This window comes from Microbacterium sp. ISL-59 (genome assembly GCF_018613945.1).
In the GTDB taxonomy this organism is placed as follows: domain Bacteria; phylum Actinomycetota; class Actinomycetes; order Actinomycetales; family Microbacteriaceae; genus Microbacterium; species Microbacterium oxydans_B.
Window position 1 is genome coordinate 1,560,691 of record NZ_JAGGPG010000002.1, and the last position, 18,833, is coordinate 1,579,523.

Consider the following 18,833-nt stretch of genomic DNA (forward strand, 5'->3'; position numbering starts at 1 on the left):
TCTCAGTCGACGATCTCAATCGCGGTCGAGGTCTCCTCGTCGTCACAGGCGGCCCCGACCCACAGCCGGATCCGCCCCGGTTCCACCCTCCGCACACCGTCGACGCCCGTGAATGCGAGACGCTCTGTGGGAACCGTGAACTCCACGCGCTGCTCCGCGCCCGCTTCCAGCGCGACCCGCTGGAACCCGATCAACTGCGCGACCGGGCGGGCCACGCTCGCGACCTCGTCGTGCGCATACAGCTGCACGACGTCGGTGCCCGCGCGGGAGCCGGAGTTGCGCACGAGCACCGACGCCCGGAACTCCGCGCCCGCACCGACCGTCGCGTCGGCGGTCAGCTGCTCGTGCGCGAAGGTCGTGTAGCCGAGTCCGAACCCGAACGGCCGCGCCGGCGACGGATCGACGCTCGACACATCCGTGCGTCCGCCGAGGGCAGGATGCAGGTACGAATACGGCTGCACGCCCGCGGACCGCGGCAGCGACACGGGGAGCCGTCCCGACGGGGCGACGGCCCCGCTCAACACCGCCGCGACGGCCGGGCCCCCTTCTTCGCCGGGGAAGAAGGCCTGCAGCACGGCCGCCGGGACCAGGCGCTTCTCGGCGGTGGCGGAGCCGGACGGAGCAGGGGAGTTCACCGAACCGAGACCGGCGGTCAGGCCGGCCCCCGACTCCCGATGCGGCAGCGCCCAGTCCAGCGCATACGGGCGACCGGTGAGCGCGACGATGACCACCGGGGTGCCGGTCGCGACGACGGCCTCGACCAGGGCGCGCTGCACCCCGGGGAGTTCCAGCGAGTCGACGTCGTTGCCCTCGCCGACCGTGCCGCGCCCGAACAGTCCAGCGCGGTCGCCGACCACGACGATCGCCACGTCGGCCTCGTCGGCGGCGGAGACCGCGGCCGGGAACCCGCTGCGGTCCTCGCCCTCGACCTCGCCGCCGACGACATGGGTGATCGTGGCTGCGGGGAGCTCGGCACGGAGTCCGTCGAGCACGCTCGGCAGGGCGATGCCGGCGGGCACCTCGGGGTGATGCGCCAGTACGTGGTTCACGAACGAGTAGCACCCCATGAGCGCCTCCGCGCTGTCGGCGTTCGGTCCGATCACGGCGATCCGCGGCGCACCGGCGGCATCCAGCGGCAGCATGCCGTCGTTGCTCAGCAGCACGATCGACTCCTCCGCGAGGCGGCGGGCGAGTGCGCGATGCTCGGGGGAATCCAGGTCGATCGCGTCGGGCGCGACCGTGAAGTCGGCATCCAGCAGTCCCAGCTCCTCTTTCTGCGCCAGGACGCGTCCGACCGCCCGGTCCAGGATGCTCTGCTCCAGCGACCCGTCGCGCACCTGTGCGGCGAGAGTCGTGAACGCGTCCGGGGAGGGGAGCTCCACGTCGATCCCGGCGGTGATCGCCAGCGCGGCGGCCTGCGCGGAGTCGGCCGCGACGTGATGCATGCTCTGCAGGAAGTCCACGGCGAAGTAGTCCGACACGACCACCCCGTCGAACCCCCAGCGTCCGCGCAGCACCTCGTCGAGGTAGTACGGATCAGCGGCCACCGGCACCCCGTCGATGTCGGTGTACGAGTTCATGACGCTGCGCACCCCGCCCTCGCGCACGGCCATCTCGAACGGCGGGAGCAGCACGTCCTCGATCTCGCGCCGCCCGGCGTGCACCGGCGCGTGGTTGCGGCCCGCGGTCGACGCCGAGTATCCGACGAAGTGCTTGAGGGTGGCGTGCACGCCCTCCGACTGCAGGCCGCGGACGTAGGCGGTGCCGACGGTTCCCACGAGCAGCGGGTCCTCGGCGATGCACTCGTCGACGCGCCCCCAGCGCGGATCGCGGATCACGTCGAGCACGGGAGCGAGTCCTTGATGGATGCCGAGTGTCCGCATCGACGATCCGATCGCCCGCCCCACCTCCTCGACCAGCTCGGGATCGAAGGATGCGCCCCACGCGAGCGGGGTCGGGAAGGTCGCCGCCTGCCAGGCGGCCAGGCCGGTCAAGCACTCCTCGTGCACGAGGGCAGGGATGCCCAGCCGGGTCTCGCGCTGCAGCCGTGCCTGCTCACCCCACAGCCACTGCGCGCGCTCGATCGGATCGACCGGGCGCGTGCCGTACACACGTGTCAGGTGGCCGATGCCGTGCGCCGTCGCATCCTCGTACCGGGTCGAGGTCTTCTTCTCGCCGGCCATCGGGGCGACGAGCTCGTCTCCCTGATCCACCCAGAAGCCGACGAGCTGCGCCTGCTTCTCCTCGAGCGTCATCTGCTCGAGGAGGCCCTCGACGCGCGCGGAGAATCGGGGGCGGGGTGTGGGAGCGAGCACGTGCGTCTCTTTCTGTGGGGTCTGCGTCGACATCGTCAGCCCTTGACCGCGCCGGTCAGTCCGCCGACGATGCGGCGCTCGAACAGGCTGAAGAAGATCAGGGCGGGGATCATCGACAGCGAGGTGAAGGCGAGGACCTTCGCGGTGTCGACCGAGTATTGCGAGGCGAACGACTGCACGCCGAGCGGCAGGGTGAACGCCGCCGCATCGTTGAGCACGAACAGCGGCAGGAGATAGCCGTTCCAGCTGCCGATGAACGCGAGGATCCCGGTGGTGATCACGCCGGGGATCGAGAGTGGCAGCACCATGCGCCAGAAGAAGCCGATCCGGCTGCATCCGTCGATGAACGCCGCCTCCTGGATCTCGTCGGGGATCGCGCGCAGGAACGGGACCAGGATGATGATCGTCGTCGGCAGGGCGAAGGCGATCTGCGGCAGGATGACCCCGCCGAGCGAGTTCATCAGCCCGAGGCTGCGCACCACGATGTACAGCGGGGTGATCGCGACCGTCAGCGGGAACATGAGCCCCGCGGCGAAGAACGCGTAGAGCACTCCGCGTCCGGCGAACCGGTAGCGGGCGAGCACGTACGCGGCCATCAGTCCGAGCGCGACGACGCCGATCGTGGTGGCGAGGGCGACGATGGTGGAGTTGAGCACCTGCCGCCAGAACACGCCACCGGTGATGACGTCGAAGTAGTTCGAGAACACCCACGGCTGCGGCATCCCCGACGGGTCGGTCGTGATCTGCGCGTTCGTGCGGAATCCGCCGATGATGATGTACGCGATCGGGGCGAGCATGAGCCCGACGACGATCAGCGCGACGAAGTACACGGTCGGGTTGGCCCAGGGTGGCCGCGGGCGCGGGGCGCGTCCGGGGCGCCCGGCGCGTCCGGGTCGCTGGGTGACGAGTACCGAGGTGGCGGTCATCGCGTCGTCCTCTTCTTCCGTGCAGGGGCGCCGGTCAGGGCGCCGTCCGTGTCGCGACGCAGCACCGCGCGCTGGTAGATCAGCGCCACGACGAGCGAGATCAGGAACAGGACGACCGCGACCGCGTTGCCGTACCCGAAGTTGCCGGCGTTGCGACCCTCGGAGACCATGTAGGTCGCCATGGTCGAGGTGCCGGCGGTGGAGGCGATGTACTGCCCCCAGATGATGTAGACCAGGTCGAACAGCTGCAGCGAGCCGATGATCGACAGGAACGCCCAGATGCGCAGTGTCGGCGCGAGCAGCGGCAGCGTGATGCGCCACTGGATCTGCCAGTACGAGGCGCCGTCGATCGAGGCCGCCTCGTGCAGCTCCTCCGGAATGCCCTGGAGCCCCGCGAGGAACAGGATCACCGCGAACCCGACGTACTTCCAGGTGATGATCACCATCAGCGTCCAGATCGCGATGTCGGGGTTCGACAGCCAGTCGTTCGCGAGGAACCCGAGGCCCATCTTCTCCAGCAGGTCGTTGAACGCGCCGCTGGTCTGCAGCATCAGGCTCCAGCCCGTGCCCACCACGACCTCGGAGATCACGTAGGGGATGAAGATCAGCACGCGGATCAGCGACCGGCCGCGCATCCGCCGGTTGAGCAGGAGCGCGAGGAGGATCGCTGCCGGCCCCTGCAGGATGAGCGAGAACACGAGGATGAATCCGTTGTGGGCCAGCGCGTCGTGGAACAGCGGATCCTGCAGGATCGTCAGATAGTTCTTCAACCCGACGAAGTCGGTGGGCGGGCCGTAGCCCTGCCAGCTGAAGAAGCCGTAGTAGCCCGCCATCAGCACCGGGAAGATGACGAAGGCGAGGAAGACCAGGAGGGCGGGCCCGGCCAGAAGGATCACTTCCAGCCGGGCGGCCGCCTTATGCCTTGGCTGCGGCATCCTGGACGGCCTTGACGATGTCCTCCGGGGTTCCTTGACCGGCGAGCATGTTGACCACGGCGACGTTGAGCGCGTTGCCCACGTTCTGTCCGTAGACCGTGTCGAGCCACTGCGTCGCGTACGGCGCCGCGTTGTAGGCCGCGAGGATGTCCTTCAGGTACTGCTCGGTCACGGCCTCCTGCGCCACGGTGTTGACCGGCGGGGCGTTGAACGCCTTGTAGTAGGCGGTCTGCACGTCGGACGTGCCGAGGTAGTTGAGGAAGTCGACGCAGGCGTCGGGCGCATCCACCGAGCACGAGTATCCGTCGACGCCGCCCATCATCGAGCCGGCCTCTCCGTCGCCGCCCTCGACCTCGGGGAACGGGAACCACGACAGGTCGGGCAGCGGCTTCTGGTCGGGCGTGAGCGATCCGATGACGCCGGGGTTCCACGCGCCCATGAGCTCCATGCCGGCCTGGTGGTTGGCGATGAGCCCGGCCGAGCTGCCCGCGCCCTGCTGGGCGGTGGTGGTGAGGAAGCCGGAGTTGAACGGCTCGGTGGCCGCGAACGCCTGCAGGTCTTCGCCCGCGCGCACCCAGCAGTCGTCGTCGAAGTTCATCTCGTCGGCGGCCTTCGCGAGCGTCTCGGCACTGCACTCGCGCAGCGCCAGCCAGTAGTACCAGTGGGCTGCGGGCCAGGCGTCCTTCGCGCCGAGGGCGACCGGGTCGATGCCGGCGGCCTTGAGCTTCTCGGTCGCGGCTTCGAGCTCGTCCATCGTGGTGGGGTTCTCGGTGATGCCGGCCTCGTCGAACAGGTCCTGGCTGTAGAAGAGTCCGCCGGGGAGCACGGCCACCGGCATCGCGTAGATCTTGTCGTCCAGGCTGCTGGCCGAGTAGGCGGCGTCGGAGATCTCCTCCGCAGCGCCACCGCTGATCGAGTCGGTCAGGTCCTTGAGCTGGCCGGCCTTGACCATCGCGGCCATCTTTCCGCCACCGCGCTGCAGGAAGATGTCGGGAGCATCGCCGGAGTTGAGCGCGGTCTGGAGCTTGCCGTCGAGGTCTTCGTTCTGGACCGACTGGATCTCGATCGTGACCCCGGGGTTCTCCTTCTCGAAGTCGGCGACGGTCTGCTCCCAGAACTCCACGCCCGGTCCGGTGGTGGAGTTGTGCCAGAGGGTCATGGCGGCGTCGCCGCCACCTCCGCCGTCGGGGGTGCTGGCCGTGCACCCGCTGAGTGCGAGAGTTCCGACGGCGGCTATCGCGGCCGCGGAGATCAAGGAACGCCGTGTGCTGTTCATGTGATGGTTCTCCTCATCGAGAGTTGCGCCGCGTCTCTGCAGGCGCCGCGGCATCAGGGGGTGTGACCGCGTCGCGTTGCAGTCTGCTGTCGTTCGAGGGAGTCGTCAAACGTTTTCGAAAACAGTTTCCATCGAGGCCGCATCCCCGGATACGCTGGGCGACCATGAGCGGGAGAACCACGATCCACGACGTCGCGAAGGCCGCCGGCGTCTCGGTGTCGACCGTGTCGAAGGCGGTGAACGGGCGCTACGGGATAGCGGATGCGACGGTCCGGCGCGTGCTCGACGTAGTGCAGGAGCTCGGTTACGAATCGAGCCTGGTGGCCAGCAGCATGCGCGCCAGGCGCACCGGTGTGATCGGGGTGCTCCTGGCCGACTTTGAGCCCTTCAGCGCCGAGATCCTCAAGGGCGTCGGTGCGGCCGTGCACGACACCGCCTTCGACCTGCTGGCGTACAGCGGTTCGCGGCACGGACAGGGTGAAGGGTGGGAGCGGCGGTCACTCAGCCGGCTCTCCGGCACCCTCATCGACGCCGCGATCATGGTCACCCCCACGGTCGTCGGCGCGTCGACCGAGATCCCCGTCGTCGCGATCGACCCGCACACCGGCCGCGCCGACCTGCCGACCGTCGAGTCGGACAGCTTCGGCGGCGCGCTGACGGCGACCCGGCACCTGCTCGACCTCGGGCACCGCCGGATCAGCTTCCTGGGCGGGCGCCCCGATCTGCGGTCCGCGGGCCTGCGCGATGCCGGGTATCGACGCGCGCTGAGCGACGCCGGCATCCCGGTGGATCCCGACCTGATCCGCTCCGGACGCTACGAGCTCGAGGCCACGAGGGATTCGGCGCGGATCCTGCTGGCCGGACCCTCCCGGCCCACGGCCGTATTCGCCGCGAACGACCTCTCGGCCATCGCGGTGATCGAGGTCGCGCACGAGCTCGGGCTCCGGGTGCCGGAAGACCTCTCGGTGGTCGGGTTCGACGATGTGCCGGAGGCCTCCCGCCGCGCGTTGCCGCTCACCACGATCCAGCAGCCGATGCGACGCCTGGGGTCGGTGGCGGCCGAGATGGTCTTCGCCCTCCTCGCCGGGCAGCCCGTCGAGGAGATGCACGTGACCTTGCCGACGAGGCTGGTCGTGCGGGCGACCACCGCGGCGCTCGCCCGCACGTAAACGACGGACGTCAGGCCCGAGCGACGTCGAGCTCGATGACCGACCACGACAGCGGCGGCAGCGTCGCGCGCACGGCGCCGTCGACGACCTCGGCAGCCCCGAGCGGCACCATGTGCACGCTGTCGGGCGTGGTCTCGAGGTTCGACGTGTGGCGGTCGCCACCCTCGGGGATGGTCAGGGTCTCGGCGGTCACCACGCGCAGGTCGCCGAGTCCGTGCAGGTCGATCGTCAGATCGCTCGACTCGTCGAGTGAGCGGTTCGCGACGAACACGACCACACGACCGGTCGCCTCGTCCCAGGTCGCCGCCGCGTCGACAGCGTCGACCCCGCCGTAGCGCTTCGTCTCGATCTGCGGAGCCGACACCGCGAGGCGCAGGATGCGGCCCTTCGCGAGCCGCGCCATCCGCTCGAACGGCCAGAAGCTCGTCTGCCGCCAGGCCGGACCGTTCTCCTCCGAGCGGATCGGGGCGATCACGTTCACGAGCTGCGCCTGGTTGGCGATCTTCACTCGGTCGCCGTGGCGCAGCAGGCTGTTCAGCAGCGTGCCGACCACGACGGCATCCGTCACCGAGTAGGTGTCTTCGATGAGTCGCGGATGCTGGCGCCACCCGGCCTTCTCGATCTCCTTGGCCTCGACGTCGTTGTACTTCACCTGGTCCCACACGTTCCACTCGTCGAACGAGATGTCGACCTGCTTCGTGTGCTTGCCGGACGCCTTGACCGCGTCGATCGTGGCGATGACGCCCTCGATGAATGCATCCATGTCGACGGACTCGGCGAGGAACGACTCGGCGTCGCCGTCGTGCTCCTGGTAGTACGCGTGCATCGAGATGAAGTCGACCTCGTCGTAGGCGTGCGTGAGCACCGTGTGCTCCCAGGTGCCGAACGTCGGCATCGTCCGCCCCGACGACCCGACCGCGACCAGCTCGATCGAGGGGTCGACCAGGCGCATCGCCTTGGCGGACTCCTGGGCGAGCCGCCCGTATTCGGTCGCGGTCTTGCCGCCGATCTGCCAGGGGCCGTCGAGCTCGTTGCCCAGGCACCACAGCTTGATGTCGAAGGGCTGCTCGGCGCCGTTCTTGCGGCGCAGGTCCGACCAGTACGTGCCGCCGGGGTGGTTGGCGTACTCGACGAGCGCGCGCGCCTCCTCGACGCCGCGGGTGCCGAGGTTGACGGCCTCCATCACCTCGACGTCCGCCTCCTTCGCCCAGTCCATGAACTCGTGCAGGCCGAAGGCGTTGGTCTCGATCGTGTGCCAGGCGCCGTCGATGCGCACGGGCCGGTCCTCGACCGGGCCGACGCCGTCTTCCCAGCGGTAGCCCGAGACGAAGTTGCCGCCGGGGTAGCGGACCACGGTCGGTCCCATCTCCTTCACCAGGGCCAGCACGTCCTGACGGAAGCCGCGTGCGTCGGCCTGCGGATGCCCCGGCTCGTAGATGCCGGTGTAGACGCAGCGCCCCATGTGCTCGACGAACGACCCGAAGAGCCTCCGGGGGACGTCGGCGATCGTGAAGTCGCGGTCGATGGTGATGCGGGCCTGAGACATTGCTCTCCTAGATTTCTGGCTCTCGAGCCGGGTGGGGGACTACTGACCGCCGAAGCCGCTTGTCGCGACTCCCTTGACGATCTGCTTCTGGAAGATCATGAACACGATGATGAGCGGCAGCGCCGCGAGCACGGCCTGTGCCATCACCTGGGCGTACTGCACGCCGTAGGCGCTGATCACGGTCTGCAGTCCGACCGGCAGCGTCATCAGCGTGGTGTCGTTGATGACCAGGAACGGCCAGAGGAAGTTGTTCCACGCGCTGATGAACACGAAGATCGCGACCGAGGCCATGATCGGTCGGGAGAGCGGCAGCACGATCGACCAGAAGATCCGGAATCGGCCGGCGCCGTCGACCCGTGCCGCGTCTTCCAGCTCGATCGGGATGGCGTCGAAGAACCGCTTGAGGATGAACACCATCGCCGGGGCCACGACCTGCGGCAGGATCAGACCCCAGTAGGTGTCGACCATGTTGAACGCGAGCATCTCGTAGAACAGGGGGATGATCAGCACCTGCGGCGGCACGACGATCGAGGCGATGATCACCACGAACAGCCACTTGCGGCCGGTGAAGTCCAGGCGCGAGAAGGCGTAGGCCGCGAGTGCCGAGATCGCCAGGGTGATCACGGTGATCGCCACGGAGGTGAGCAGGCTGTTCAGCGCCCAGGTGTAGACGTTGCCCTGCGAGAGGATCGCGGTGAACGCCTCGATGGTGGGTCCGCTCGCGCCGATCCAGCCGGGGTCGCCGGATGCGGCATCCGTCTCGGTCTTGAACGCGGTCGCGACCGCCCAGAGGAACGGCAGCAGCCAGCCGATCGCGAGCAGCAGCAGCACGACGAACGCGGTGATGCGGAGCGGCCCGAACGGCTTCTGGCCGGGCAGGTGCGAGCGCCGGGGGCGACGCGACGACGCCGTCGTGATCGTCTCGGTTGCGGTGGGGGCGAGGGGGGATGCGGTGGCGGTGGACATCAGAACTGCTCCTTCCGGCGGCGCGTGATCAGGGCCTGCGCGACGCCGAGGATGACGATGAGAGCGAAGAAGACGTAGGAGATGGCGGCCGAGTAGCCGAACCGGTAACTGACGAAACCGGCCTCGTAGATGTACTGCACGATGGAGCGCGTGGTGTCGCTCGCGACCCCGCCGAGCATCTGGTACGCCTGGTCGAACAGCTTGAGCGAGGCGAGGATCTGCAGGATCAGGATGAGCACCGTCGCCGGTCCCAGCTGCGGGAGCGTGATCGACCAGAACTGGCGCCAGGCGCCGGCGCCGTCGAGGGAGGCGGCCTCGTACTGCTGCGGCGGGATGTTCTGCATGGCCGCGAGGTAGAGCAGGAAGTTGAAGCCGACCGTCCACCAGACGGTGGCGATCACGATCGACAGCATGTTCGTCTCGGGGTTCTGCAGCCACGCAAGCGGCTCGAGACCGAAGAACTCCAAGATGTTGTTGGCCGCGCCCACCTGGGGGTTGAAGATCCAGACCCAGATCTGCGAGATCACGGTGGAGGCGAGCAGGAACGGCATGAAGAACGACAGACGCCAGAGCCACTGGCCGGGGATGCCGCGGTCGACGAGGGCCGCCATCGCGAGGGCGATCACGACGAGGGGCACGGTGGAGAGCAGCGTGAACCAGACGGTGTTGCCCATCGACTGCCACATCTTCGGGTCGACGAACGCCTCGGCGTAGTTGGCGAATCCGATGAACGAGCCGCCGGCCCCGGTGAGGGACTGGTCGGTGAAGCTGAGGATGAGCCCGTGGATGATCGGCCAGGCGAGGAACAGCGCGAAGGCCACGAGGAACGGTGCGAGGAAGACCCAGCTGATGAGCTGCTCGCGGTTGCGGGAGCCGGCGCGGCGACCGCGCGGGGTGGTGCGCGACCCGGTGACGATCGTGCGGGTGGAGTCGGTGGCGGAGGTCATGATCCGAACGTCCCTTCGGGGTCTGCCGGGTTCGGCTGTCGGAGCAGGGTGTTCACCCGTGCCTCGAAGCGGTCGATCGCGGCCGCCGGGTCGTCGCCCGAGAGCAGCACGTTCTGGACGGCGGCACCGAACTCGGCCTGGAAGTTGGAGCCCGAGCCGGTGAACCACGCGGTCGGGTCGTACACGACGTGCTGCGCTGCCTCGGCGTAGTTCGCCTGCGGGATGAGGTCGGCGTACTCGGGGGATTCGGTCACGGGGAGGAACGCGGGGATGTGGCCGGCCTCGGCCCAACCGAAGGAGTTCTTCAGCATGTCGGCGACGAACTCGTAGGTGAGATCGCGCCGCACGGGGTCGGCACTGGACTGGTGCGGAAGGACGAAGGAGTGCGAGTCGGCGTACACGGCCGGGGTGCCGTAGAGCGTCGGGATCATGGTCGCGTCGAAGGGGATGCCGGCGGCCTGCATGGTGCGCAGCTCCCAGACTCCGGTGAAGAGCATGCCGCTCTTCCCGGTCGCGAACTCGGCGACGGCGCTGCCGTAGTCGTTCTGGGCGGCCGCGATCTCGCCGTCGAGCAGCGTCTGCATGAGGGTGAGCGATTCGACCGCGACGTCTTTGTCGATCACGGCCGGGCCGCCGGCGGGCAGTTCCATGGCGCCGCCGTGCTGCGCGTAGAAGGTGTAGAACAGGCGCCACATCTGCGCGCCGTCGCCCAGGTAGCCGTACGAGAGGGCGTGTCCGGAGGCGGTGCCGCTCACGGCGCGCAGCTGGTCGAGGAACTCCTCGGGCGAGCTCGTCTCCTGCAGCTTGCCGTCGGAGTCGAGGACGCCGGCGGCATCGCACACGTCGGTGTTGAACATCATCACGAAGGGGTGGGCGTCGAGCGCCACGCTGTACATGTCGTCGCCCACGAAGCCCTTCTCCCAGATCGGCTTCGGGAATTTCGAGCTGTCGACGCCGAGCTCGGCGAGACGGTCGAGGTCCCAGGTGTCGAGCAGGCCGCCGGGCGCCCAGCCGACCGTGCGCGTCGCGTGCATGATGGCGACGTCGGGGGCGCGGCCGCCGGCACCCGCCATCGCGAGCTTCGTGTAGTACGGGGTGCCCCAGGCGAGCACGGTCGGGCGGATGCGGAAAGCGGACTGTGCGCCGTTGACCTGATCGAGCAGCGACGACATCGTCACGCCGTCACCGCCGGAGAGCAGGTGCCAGAACTGCAGGGTCTGCGGGCCGGAGCCGGGTGTCGTGCCCGGCGCGCAACCGGCGAGCAGAGCCGTGCCGGCGGCGAGCGAGGCGGCAGTGAGGAACTGCCGACGGGACAGATCGAGTGGGGGTGTCATCGTCACTCCTTCGTGACTGTGCGGGGGTCGCCTCATCATTACATCGATGTAATCGACCGCGCAAGCATCAGATCAGTGCCCGGGTGCACGCGGGTGTCAGGGACGGTAGCCGCGCGGGCGACCCTGCGTGCTGGCGCGCTCGAGCAGGTGGTGGGGGAGGGTGAGCGCGCGCGGGGGAGCGGCGCGATCATCCATGCGCGACTCGAGCAGACCGAGTGCCGCGATCGCGAACGCCTGTCGATCGAACGCGACCGATGTCAGGGCCGGCGAGGTGTACCGCGAGAACTCGACGTCGTCGAAACCGGTCACGATCACGTCGTCGGGCACGCGGATGCCGTTGTCGTGCAGCGCATGCAGGGCCCCGAGCGCGAGTGAATCCGTGAACGCGACGATCGCGTCGAAGGGCACTCGACGGTCGAGCAGCATGCGCACGGCATCCGCCCCACCGCCCATCGACCACGGGAGGCGGTTGATCTCGAGGGCCGGATCCCGGGGGATGCCCGCTTCGCGCAGCGCGTCGTGCACGCCCTCGAGGCGCAGACGGCTGGTGGCAGTGGCGATCGACGGATCGTCGTCGGCGCCGACCACCGCGACCCGGGTCGCGCCGCGGGAGAGCACGTGGCGGGTGGCGTCGGCGGCGGCCTGCCGGCTGTCGATGCGCACGTGGTCGGCGCGGTTCTGCTCGACCTCGCCGATCACGACGAGCGGGGGGAGGCGGTCGGCGTACTTCAGCACGCTGTCCTCGAGGCGAATCGGGTTCAGGATGAGGCCGTCGACCAGGTGCGCCCGTGCGCGGGAGACGAGCTCTTTCTCGCGCTCGGGCTCGGATGCCGTCTCCTCGATCTGCACGGCGAGGCCCCGCTCGTGGGCGGCCTCGACGATGCGGTGCACGAGCTCGGCGGAGAACGCGGTGGCGAGATCGGGGAGGGCGACGGCGATGATCCCGGAGCGTCCCTTGCGCAGCCCCCTCGCGCTGAGGTTGGGCACGAAGTCGAGCTGCGACATGGCGGACTCGACCTTCGACCGCGTGCTCTCGTTGACCGGAACCGTGCCGGTGACCACGTTCGAGACGGTCTTCGTCGACACCCCGGCGAGGGCCGCGACATCCTTCATCGTGGCGCGGGGCGGCGGCTGCGCTGTCATCCGGTCAGCCTAGCGTCGAGGCCGGGAGTGGACGCTGTACATCGATGTAGTCGGCGCCGCCCTGGCTATCATGGCGCCATGACCACCGAACGCAACTGGGCAGGCAACCTCACGTACCGGGCCTCGACGATCGCGCACCCCGAGACGGTCGACGAGCTCGGTGCCCTGCTCGCCCAGGGTGGACCGGTGCGCTTCCTCGGCTCGCGGCACTGCTTCAACGACATCGCCGACACCGAGGGCGTGCTCATCGCGCTCGACCGGCTGCCCGCGGTGTTCGAGGTGAACACGAACCGCACGGCGGTGAAGGTCGCAGGCGCGGCCCGCTACGGCGACATCGCACCGCTGCTCGAGGCCGAGGGGCTCGCGCTCGCCAACCTCGCCTCGCTGCCGCACATCTCGATCGCCGGGGCGGTCGCCACCGGGACGCACGGTTCCGGTGACGCGATCGGCTCGCTCGCGAGTGCGGTCCGCGGCCTGACGATCCTCACGCCGTCGGGCGAAACGCGCACGCTCGAGCGCGGCGACGCCGACTTCGACGGTGCGGTCGTGAGCCTCGGCGCGCTCGGCGCCGTGCTCGACGTGACGCTCGACGTCGAGCCGACGTACGAGGTCGCCCAGCACGTGTTCGAGCGGCCCGACTGGGATGCCGTGCTCGCCGACTTCGACGACGTGACCTCGATCGGCACCAGCGTGAGCCTGTTCTCGACCTGGGAGCGCACCGACTTCGTCGACCAGATCTGGGTGAAGCAGCGTCAGCCCGAGGCGCGCGAGGCCGCGCGGGAATCGTTGTTCGAGAAGCTCGGCGCGGTGCCCGCCGTGAGCAAGCGGCATCCGATTCTCGGCGTCGATCCGGCAGCGTGCACCGAGCAGCTCGGGGTCTCCGGTCCGTGGTTCGAGCGGCTGGCGCACTTCAAGCTCGAGTTCACCCCGTCGGCCGGCGCCGAGATCCAGAGCGAGTACCTCGTGCCCCGTGCGGATGCGGTCGCCGCGATCCAGGCCGTGCGCACGCTCGCCGGGCAGATCGCGCCGCTGCTGCTCGTGAACGAGATCCGCACCGTGCGCGCGGACGACCTGTGGCTCAGCTCGTCGCACGGGACGGATGCCGTCGGCCTGCACTTCACCTGGAAACCCGACGAAGCCGCGGTTCGCGCCCTGCTCCCGACGATCGAGGCCGCGCTGCCCGAGACCGCCCGCCCGCACTGGGGCAAGGTGTTCACGCTCGACGGTGCCGAGACGCGCTCGCGGTATTCGCGGTGGGACGACTTCGCCGCGCTCGCCGCCCGCTACGACCCGGAGCGCCGTCTGGTGAACCCGTACCTGGAGCGCCTCGGACTGTAGGCGGGGCAGCGGTCGGGATCCCGGATCGGCGACCAATCGGGGAAGAAGTCTTGTGTTCCGGAATCTGTTACCGGTAACATCGAGCCAGTGGTGATCATCACACACGGCCCGCCGGGCCCGCCGGACTTGCTCTGCGCGCGGCTCCGGCTTCTCAACGAGGAGAGTGCATGAACAGCGTCGCCGGTCCCCATCTCTGCCGACACGTGCATCGCGCTGCACGCCGTCGCCCGGCGCGCGGATCCCGGCAGAGGCAGCCCCGACAGCCGCGCTGAGCGCACCCGGAGGACGCCGGTCCTCCCCGCCTGCAGACGTCGTGCGACGCGACGCACCCCCACTCGCGGAGCGGCGTGCGCGGTGTCCGGTGCGCCCGCGGCGGTGCGCCCTGAACCCATCGACCCCATAAGGGGACCGAAGTCCGTCTCGTGGCGATCCACCGCGTCGGGCGTTCGGTCGCAACCACTTTCGCCTGAGGTCACCATCCTCGACGGCCTCCTCCCGTGAGGGGGCCGCCATCGGAGCGCGCCCGCGCGCCCTCGAGCGAACCGATCCACAAGGAGAACACCAGTGAAATCACGTCCCAGATCCACCGATCGGCACCGCAGCCGATCCGTATCGCGCCCCGCAGCGCTGCTGGGGGTCGCCGCCCTCATCGCCTCGTCGGTGACCGCCGTGGGGCTGCCGGTGGCGGCCTTCGCCGCGCCGACGGACATCATCGAGAACGGCACCTTCGAGAGCGGGGTGTCGGGATGGACCGCTCCCCTGGGCGGCACGCTGAGTACGAGCACGGATGCTCGCACCGGTGCGAAGGCCCTCGCGATCGGTGATCGTTCCAGCTTCCAGTCCGGTCCCACCGCCACGGTGACCGGCCTGCTGAAGACCGATCAGTCCTACGACCTCTCGCTCTCGCTGAAGTTCGATGCCGGCCGTGCCACCCAGAACTTCAACGTCGTGCTGTGCACCTCGACGCGAAGCCGCTGCGACGTCGTGGCCTCCACCACGGCGACGGCGGGCGAGTGGTCCACGGTCGAGAAGACGTTCACGCCGCTGTCGGCCGACTACGACATCATGTTCGTCGAGACGCCCTGGAGCACCGACGTGCAGTCGTTCGTGATCGACGACGTCTCGCTGACGACCGACGACGGGGCCCCCGCGGTCACCGAGCCGCCGGCGGTGCCGGGCAACCTCCTGCCGGACGGTCGGTTCGTCTCCGACCTGACGGGCTGGACCAACACCCGCGGCGGCACGCTGAGCCTCAGCGACGACGCAGCGAGCGGCGCGCACTCTCTGAAGGTCACCGGCCGGGAGAACACCCAGTCCGGTCCGTTCGCGAGCGTCGCGGACAAGATCGAGCTCGGCGCCTCCTACCGGCTCACCGGCACGCTCAAGTACGACGAAGGCAACGCCACCCAGCAGTTCAACTTCACGTTCTGCCCCACGAACTTCAACGGCTGCGCCGACTACGGGCACACCTTCACGAAGGGTGAATGGGGCACGTTCTCGCAGGAGTTCACGGCAGAGGCCAAACACGTCGCCGCGGGCTGGTTGTTCGTGGAGACTCCGTGGGGTTCCGAGGCCCTGCAGGACTTCTCGGTTGACGAGCTCTCGCTCGTCAAGATCGCGGATGCTCCGGAGGTCCCCGCCTTCACCAGCCTGGAGAAGGTGCAGACCAAGCCGATCGGCGACCACAACCCGCTCGTCGGGCACAAGTTCGGCGCCGACCCGCACCACCTCGTCTACAACGGTCGTCTCTACATCTACTCGACCGATGACACCCAGCAGTACGACCTGAACAGCAAGGACGAGAACGGTCTGCCGACGCAGTCGAACGGCTACGGCGGCATCACCCGGCTCAACGTGATGTCCACGACCGACATGGTCAACTGGGTCGATCACGGCGCGGTGCCGATCGCTCGCGAAGGCGGTGCCGCCCCGTGGGCGCGCAACTCCTGGGCTCCGGCCGCGATCGAGAAGGACGGCAAGGTCTACCTGTACTTCTGCGACAGCGGAACCGGCACGGCAGTCGTCGTCGGCGGCTCGCCCCTGGGCCCCTGGGAAGACCCGCTGGGCAAGAAGATCATCCCCGACACGGTGTCGCGCGACTACATCGCCGAAGGCGGCTTCCCCGCAGGCATGTGGCTCTTCGACCCGGAGGTCTTCATCGACGACGACGGACAGGGATACCTGTACTTCGGCGGCAACTCGCAGATCGGCACCTCGCCGAACGTGCAGGGACCGCAGAACCCGAAGTCGACCCGTGTCGTGAAGCTGCAGGACGACATGGTCACCCTCGACGGCGACCCGGTCGAGATCGACGCCCCCGGCATGTTCGAAGCCTCGAGCATGTTCAAGCGCGACGGCAAGTACTACTACTCGTACTCGTCGAACTTCCAGGTGAACGAGGCGCCGGGGCTGTACCCGTCGCGCGGTGCGATCGCCTACATGATGACCGATGACCCGATGAAGCTCGGCTCCTCGGAGTACGCGGGTGTGGCATTCCAGAACCAGGGCACGTTCTTCGGAGCGGGCAACGGCGGCAACAACCACTCCGACACGTTCACGTACAAGGGCGAGACCTACTTCACCTACCACGCGCAGACGCGCGGGGCGGCGTGGGCGGCAGCGCTCGGAACTCCGGGCTCGACGCAGGGCTACCGTTCGGTGCACATCGACAAGCTCGAGTTCAACGCGGACGGCACCATCAAGCCGGTCGTCGGGACCAAGGCCGGCGTGGAGCAGGTCGAGAGCTTCGACCCGTACCGCACCTTCGAGGCGGAGACCCTGGCCTGGCAGCTGGGCATCACCACGACCAAGACGGATGCCGCCTCGGTCGAGTTCCCCGAGCACAACGGCTCAGGGAACATGGTGCTCTCGGGCGTCGATGACGGGGACTTCTCCGGCATCTCCGGTGTCGACTTCGGCTCCGGCGCACAGAAGGTGTCCGCGAAGGTGAAGCCGCTGGTTGCCGGCAGCAGCATCCAGGTGCGTCTGGACGACGTCGACGGCCCCGTCGTGGCGGAGATCCCCGTCGACGGCACGGTCGGAGAGTGGACCACGGTCGAGGCCGAGGTCACCGGTGCCACGGGCGAGCACGACGTGTTCTTCGTCTTCGCCGGTGCCGAGGGCACGGATGCCGAGACCGACCTGTTCGAGGTCGACAACTGGGCGTTCACCGCCATCGACGACAGCCCCGGCGCCGAGCTGAGTGCACAGCTGTCGGTCTCGACGGTCGCCGCGGGTGGCAAGGTCACCGTGACCGCCACCGGCGTGACGGCCGACGAGGTCGAGATCGGTATCGAGAGCACCTACCGTGCGCTCGCGACCGCGACGACGGCGGATGGCCGGATCGAGGCGACGGTGACGGTCCCCGCGGACACGACGGCGGGGGCGCACCACATCGTGCTGCGTGACGGTGAGACGGAGCTCGCGCGGCTGCCGCTCACGGTCACCAGGGAGAGCACGGGCGGCGGCACCGACGGCGGTACCGACGGTGGTCCCTCCACCGGTGGGGGAACCGGAGGTACAGACGGCTCCCTCGCGAACACCGGTGGCGATGCGAGTGCGTCGCTGACGGCGGCGTGGATCGGTGCGCTGCTGCTGGCGCTCGGATCCGCCTTCTGGATGCTGCGTCGTCGAGGCCGTTCGGTCATGGAGACCGAGACGGAATGAGGTGAGGTCGCCGCCTCCGGGCGGTGACCGGCCTCTCCCGGCCCGCCTCGTCCTGCTGCCCCCGCAGCAGGACGGGGCGGGCTTTCGCGCACTATCGTTGTACCGTTCGCGGTCATCGTGCGAGGGGGGCTTCATGACCACCGATTCCGCATCTGCCGCCGGGGCTCGCAAGCCGAGCATCTATGACGTGGCGGAGCGTGCGGGAGTCTCGCACATGACGGTGTCGCGCGTGCTCAACGGTCACCCGAACATCCGCGCGTCCACCCGAGACAAGGTGATGACCGCGATCGACGAGATGCACTTCACGCGCAGCTCGATAGCGCGCGCCCTCGCGACCAACCGGGCGATGCGGATCGGCGTGATCGTCGACAACCCGGGCTTCTACGGACCGAGCAGTGTCCTGCGGGCGATCGAGGTCGCTGCCCGGCAGAGCGGCTACGCCGTGAGCAGCTTCTCGGTGGGTGATGCCGACGGTCGCCGGGTCGATGCGGGTGTCGTCGAACTCGTCACTCAGGGCGTCGACGCTCTGTGCGTGATCGCGCCGCGTGCCTCTTCGCTCGATCTGTTGCGCCGGCAGGCGATCGCGGTGCCCACCCTGGTCGTCAAGGAAGAGCCCGACGGGCAGATGCACACGGCATCGGTCGACCAGCGAGCAGGGGCGACGGCGGCGGTGCGTCATCTGATCGACCTCGGGCATCGCACGATCCTGCATATCGCCGGCCCGCCCGACTGGTTCGATGCGAAGGCGCGGACCGAGGCCTGGCAGGCGGCGCTCGAGGCGGAGGGGTTGCCGGTCGTGCCACCGCTCATCGGCGATTGGTCCTCCGATTCCGGATACGCCTTCGGCCGCGAGCTCGAGCTCGGAGAGGCGACGGCGGTGTTCGTCGCCAACGACCAGATGGCGCTCGGGCTCATGCACGGGCTGGCGGAGCGCGGCATCCGCGTGCCGGAGGACGTGAGCGTGGTCGGGTTCGACGACGTGCCGGACGCTCGGCACTACCAGCCTCCGCTGACCACGGTGCGTCAGCACTTCGCGCTACTGGGCGAGGTCGTCATCGGCGAGCTGCTCGCCGCGATCGAGGGCGAGCAGATCGAGGCGCGCGAGCTGATCCAGCCCGAACTCCGCGTCCGCGCCTCGACCGCCGCGCCGCGGGGCTGACCTCCCGGCGCGCACCGGAGCGCGCGCGTCAGACGAGCGGGCCTCGCCGACGTGCGCGGTGGGGTCCGGTGCGCCGCACTGCTCGATTGCACGGCTGAGGCTGTTCTCGGTAA

At 69.0% G+C, this 18,833-nt stretch carries 13 protein-coding genes; 4 read left to right on the forward strand and 9 right to left on the reverse strand.

The window, feature by feature from the left end:
- Window positions 1-2 precede the first annotated feature (2 nt).
- The 4 genes from J7E45_RS11625 to J7E45_RS11640 all read right to left on the reverse strand — a co-directional run bounded on the left by J7E45_RS11625 (window position 3) and on the right by J7E45_RS11640 (window position 5,452).
- The gene (locus tag J7E45_RS11625) at window positions 3-2,255 is read right to left on the reverse strand and encodes a beta-glucosidase (RefSeq protein WP_215069790.1); all 2,253 of its coding nucleotides are present in this window, start codon (window positions 2,253-2,255) and stop codon (window positions 3-5) included.
- A gap of 95 nt (window positions 2,256-2,350) precedes the next feature.
- Complete coding sequence (locus tag J7E45_RS11630) at window positions 2,351-3,241, reverse strand: carbohydrate ABC transporter permease (protein ID WP_029264402.1); 891 nt, start codon at window positions 3,239-3,241, stop codon at window positions 2,351-2,353.
- On the reverse strand, window positions 3,238-4,176 hold the full coding sequence (locus tag J7E45_RS11635; protein WP_251053630.1) for a carbohydrate ABC transporter permease: 939 nt from the start codon (window positions 4,174-4,176) through the stop codon (window positions 3,238-3,240). The genes J7E45_RS11630 and J7E45_RS11635 overlap by 4 nt, the downstream gene beginning before the upstream one ends.
- Window positions 4,157-5,452: an extracellular solute-binding protein gene (locus J7E45_RS11640; protein WP_215069325.1), complete on the reverse strand. Its 1,296-nt coding sequence runs from the start codon at window positions 5,450-5,452 to the stop codon at window positions 4,157-4,159. Before J7E45_RS11640 ends, J7E45_RS11635 begins: the two co-directional genes overlap by 20 nt.
- A gap of 164 nt (window positions 5,453-5,616) precedes the next feature.
- Between J7E45_RS11640 and J7E45_RS11645 the strand changes: the two genes are divergently transcribed.
- Window positions 5,617-6,621, forward strand: a complete 1,005-nt coding sequence (locus J7E45_RS11645) for a LacI family DNA-binding transcriptional regulator (protein ID WP_215069327.1) — start codon at window positions 5,617-5,619, stop codon at window positions 6,619-6,621.
- A 10-nt stretch (window positions 6,622-6,631) separates the two neighbouring features.
- Here J7E45_RS11645 and J7E45_RS11650 read toward each other — a convergent pair whose 3' ends face one another.
- The 5 genes from J7E45_RS11650 to J7E45_RS11670 form a co-directional block, all read right to left on the reverse strand.
- The gene (locus J7E45_RS11650) at window positions 6,632-8,167 is read right to left on the reverse strand and encodes an alpha-N-arabinofuranosidase (protein WP_215069330.1); all 1,536 of its coding nucleotides are present in this window, start codon (window positions 8,165-8,167) and stop codon (window positions 6,632-6,634) included.
- Window positions 8,168-8,206: 39 nt separating this feature from the next.
- Complete coding sequence (locus J7E45_RS11655) at window positions 8,207-9,133, reverse strand: carbohydrate ABC transporter permease (protein ID WP_105711679.1); 927 nt, start codon at window positions 9,131-9,133, stop codon at window positions 8,207-8,209.
- Entirely contained in the window at window positions 9,133-10,080 is a 948-nt protein-coding gene (locus J7E45_RS11660; RefSeq protein ID WP_215069332.1) for a carbohydrate ABC transporter permease, read from the reverse strand. Before J7E45_RS11660 ends, J7E45_RS11655 begins: the two co-directional genes overlap by 1 nt.
- The gene (locus J7E45_RS11665) at window positions 10,077-11,414 is read right to left on the reverse strand and encodes an extracellular solute-binding protein (protein WP_215069334.1); all 1,338 of its coding nucleotides are present in this window, start codon (window positions 11,412-11,414) and stop codon (window positions 10,077-10,079) included. Before J7E45_RS11665 ends, J7E45_RS11660 begins: the two co-directional genes overlap by 4 nt.
- A gap of 96 nt (window positions 11,415-11,510) precedes the next feature.
- Window positions 11,511-12,557, reverse strand: a complete 1,047-nt coding sequence (locus tag J7E45_RS11670) for a LacI family DNA-binding transcriptional regulator (RefSeq protein ID WP_215069335.1) — start codon at window positions 12,555-12,557, stop codon at window positions 11,511-11,513.
- A 78-nt stretch (window positions 12,558-12,635) separates the two neighbouring features.
- On the opposite strand from J7E45_RS11670, the gene J7E45_RS11675 reads away from it, so the two are divergent.
- The 3 genes from J7E45_RS11675 to J7E45_RS11685 all read left to right on the forward strand — a co-directional run bounded on the left by J7E45_RS11675 (window position 12,636) and on the right by J7E45_RS11685 (window position 18,720).
- Complete coding sequence (locus J7E45_RS11675) at window positions 12,636-13,895, forward strand: FAD-binding protein (RefSeq protein ID WP_215069336.1); 1,260 nt, start codon at window positions 12,636-12,638, stop codon at window positions 13,893-13,895.
- Window positions 13,896-14,459: 564 nt separating this feature from the next.
- Window positions 14,460-17,561 (forward strand): carbohydrate binding domain-containing protein, encoded by a 3,102-nt coding sequence (locus J7E45_RS11680; protein ID WP_308162114.1) that lies wholly within the window; start codon window positions 14,460-14,462, stop codon window positions 17,559-17,561.
- A gap of 133 nt (window positions 17,562-17,694) precedes the next feature.
- On the forward strand, window positions 17,695-18,720 hold the full coding sequence (locus J7E45_RS11685) for a LacI family DNA-binding transcriptional regulator (protein WP_091032094.1): 1,026 nt from the start codon (window positions 17,695-17,697) through the stop codon (window positions 18,718-18,720).
- Window positions 18,721-18,833 lie beyond the last annotated feature (113 nt).

Bases quoted from the DNA above. Each gene is read 5' to 3' on its own strand.
- J7E45_RS11625 (WP_215069790.1), bottom strand. From the start codon at position 2,255: ATGACGCTCGAGGAGAAGCAGGCGCAGCTCGTCGGCTTCTGGGTGGAT.
- J7E45_RS11630 (WP_029264402.1), bottom strand. From the start codon at position 3,241: ATGACCGCCACCTCGGTACTCGTCACCCAGCGACCCGGACGCGCCGGG.
- J7E45_RS11635 (WP_251053630.1), bottom strand. From the start codon at position 4,176: ATGCCGCAGCCAAGGCATAAGGCGGCCGCCCGGCTGGAAGTGATCCTT.
- J7E45_RS11640 (WP_215069325.1), bottom strand. From the start codon at position 5,452: ATGAACAGCACACGGCGTTCCTTGATCTCCGCGGCCGCGATAGCCGCC.
- J7E45_RS11645 (WP_215069327.1), top strand. From the start codon at position 5,617: ATGAGCGGGAGAACCACGATCCACGACGTCGCGAAGGCCGCCGGCGTC.
- J7E45_RS11650 (WP_215069330.1), bottom strand. From the start codon at position 8,167: ATGTCTCAGGCCCGCATCACCATCGACCGCGACTTCACGATCGCCGAC.
- J7E45_RS11655 (WP_105711679.1), bottom strand. From the start codon at position 9,133: ATGTCCACCGCCACCGCATCCCCCCTCGCCCCCACCGCAACCGAGACG.
- J7E45_RS11660 (WP_215069332.1), bottom strand. From the start codon at position 10,080: ATGACCTCCGCCACCGACTCCACCCGCACGATCGTCACCGGGTCGCGC.
- J7E45_RS11665 (WP_215069334.1), bottom strand. From the start codon at position 11,414: ATGACACCCCCACTCGATCTGTCCCGTCGGCAGTTCCTCACTGCCGCC.
- J7E45_RS11670 (WP_215069335.1), bottom strand. From the start codon at position 12,557: ATGACAGCGCAGCCGCCGCCCCGCGCCACGATGAAGGATGTCGCGGCC.
- J7E45_RS11675 (WP_215069336.1), top strand. From the start codon at position 12,636: ATGACCACCGAACGCAACTGGGCAGGCAACCTCACGTACCGGGCCTCG.
- J7E45_RS11685 (WP_091032094.1), top strand. From the start codon at position 17,695: ATGACCACCGATTCCGCATCTGCCGCCGGGGCTCGCAAGCCGAGCATC.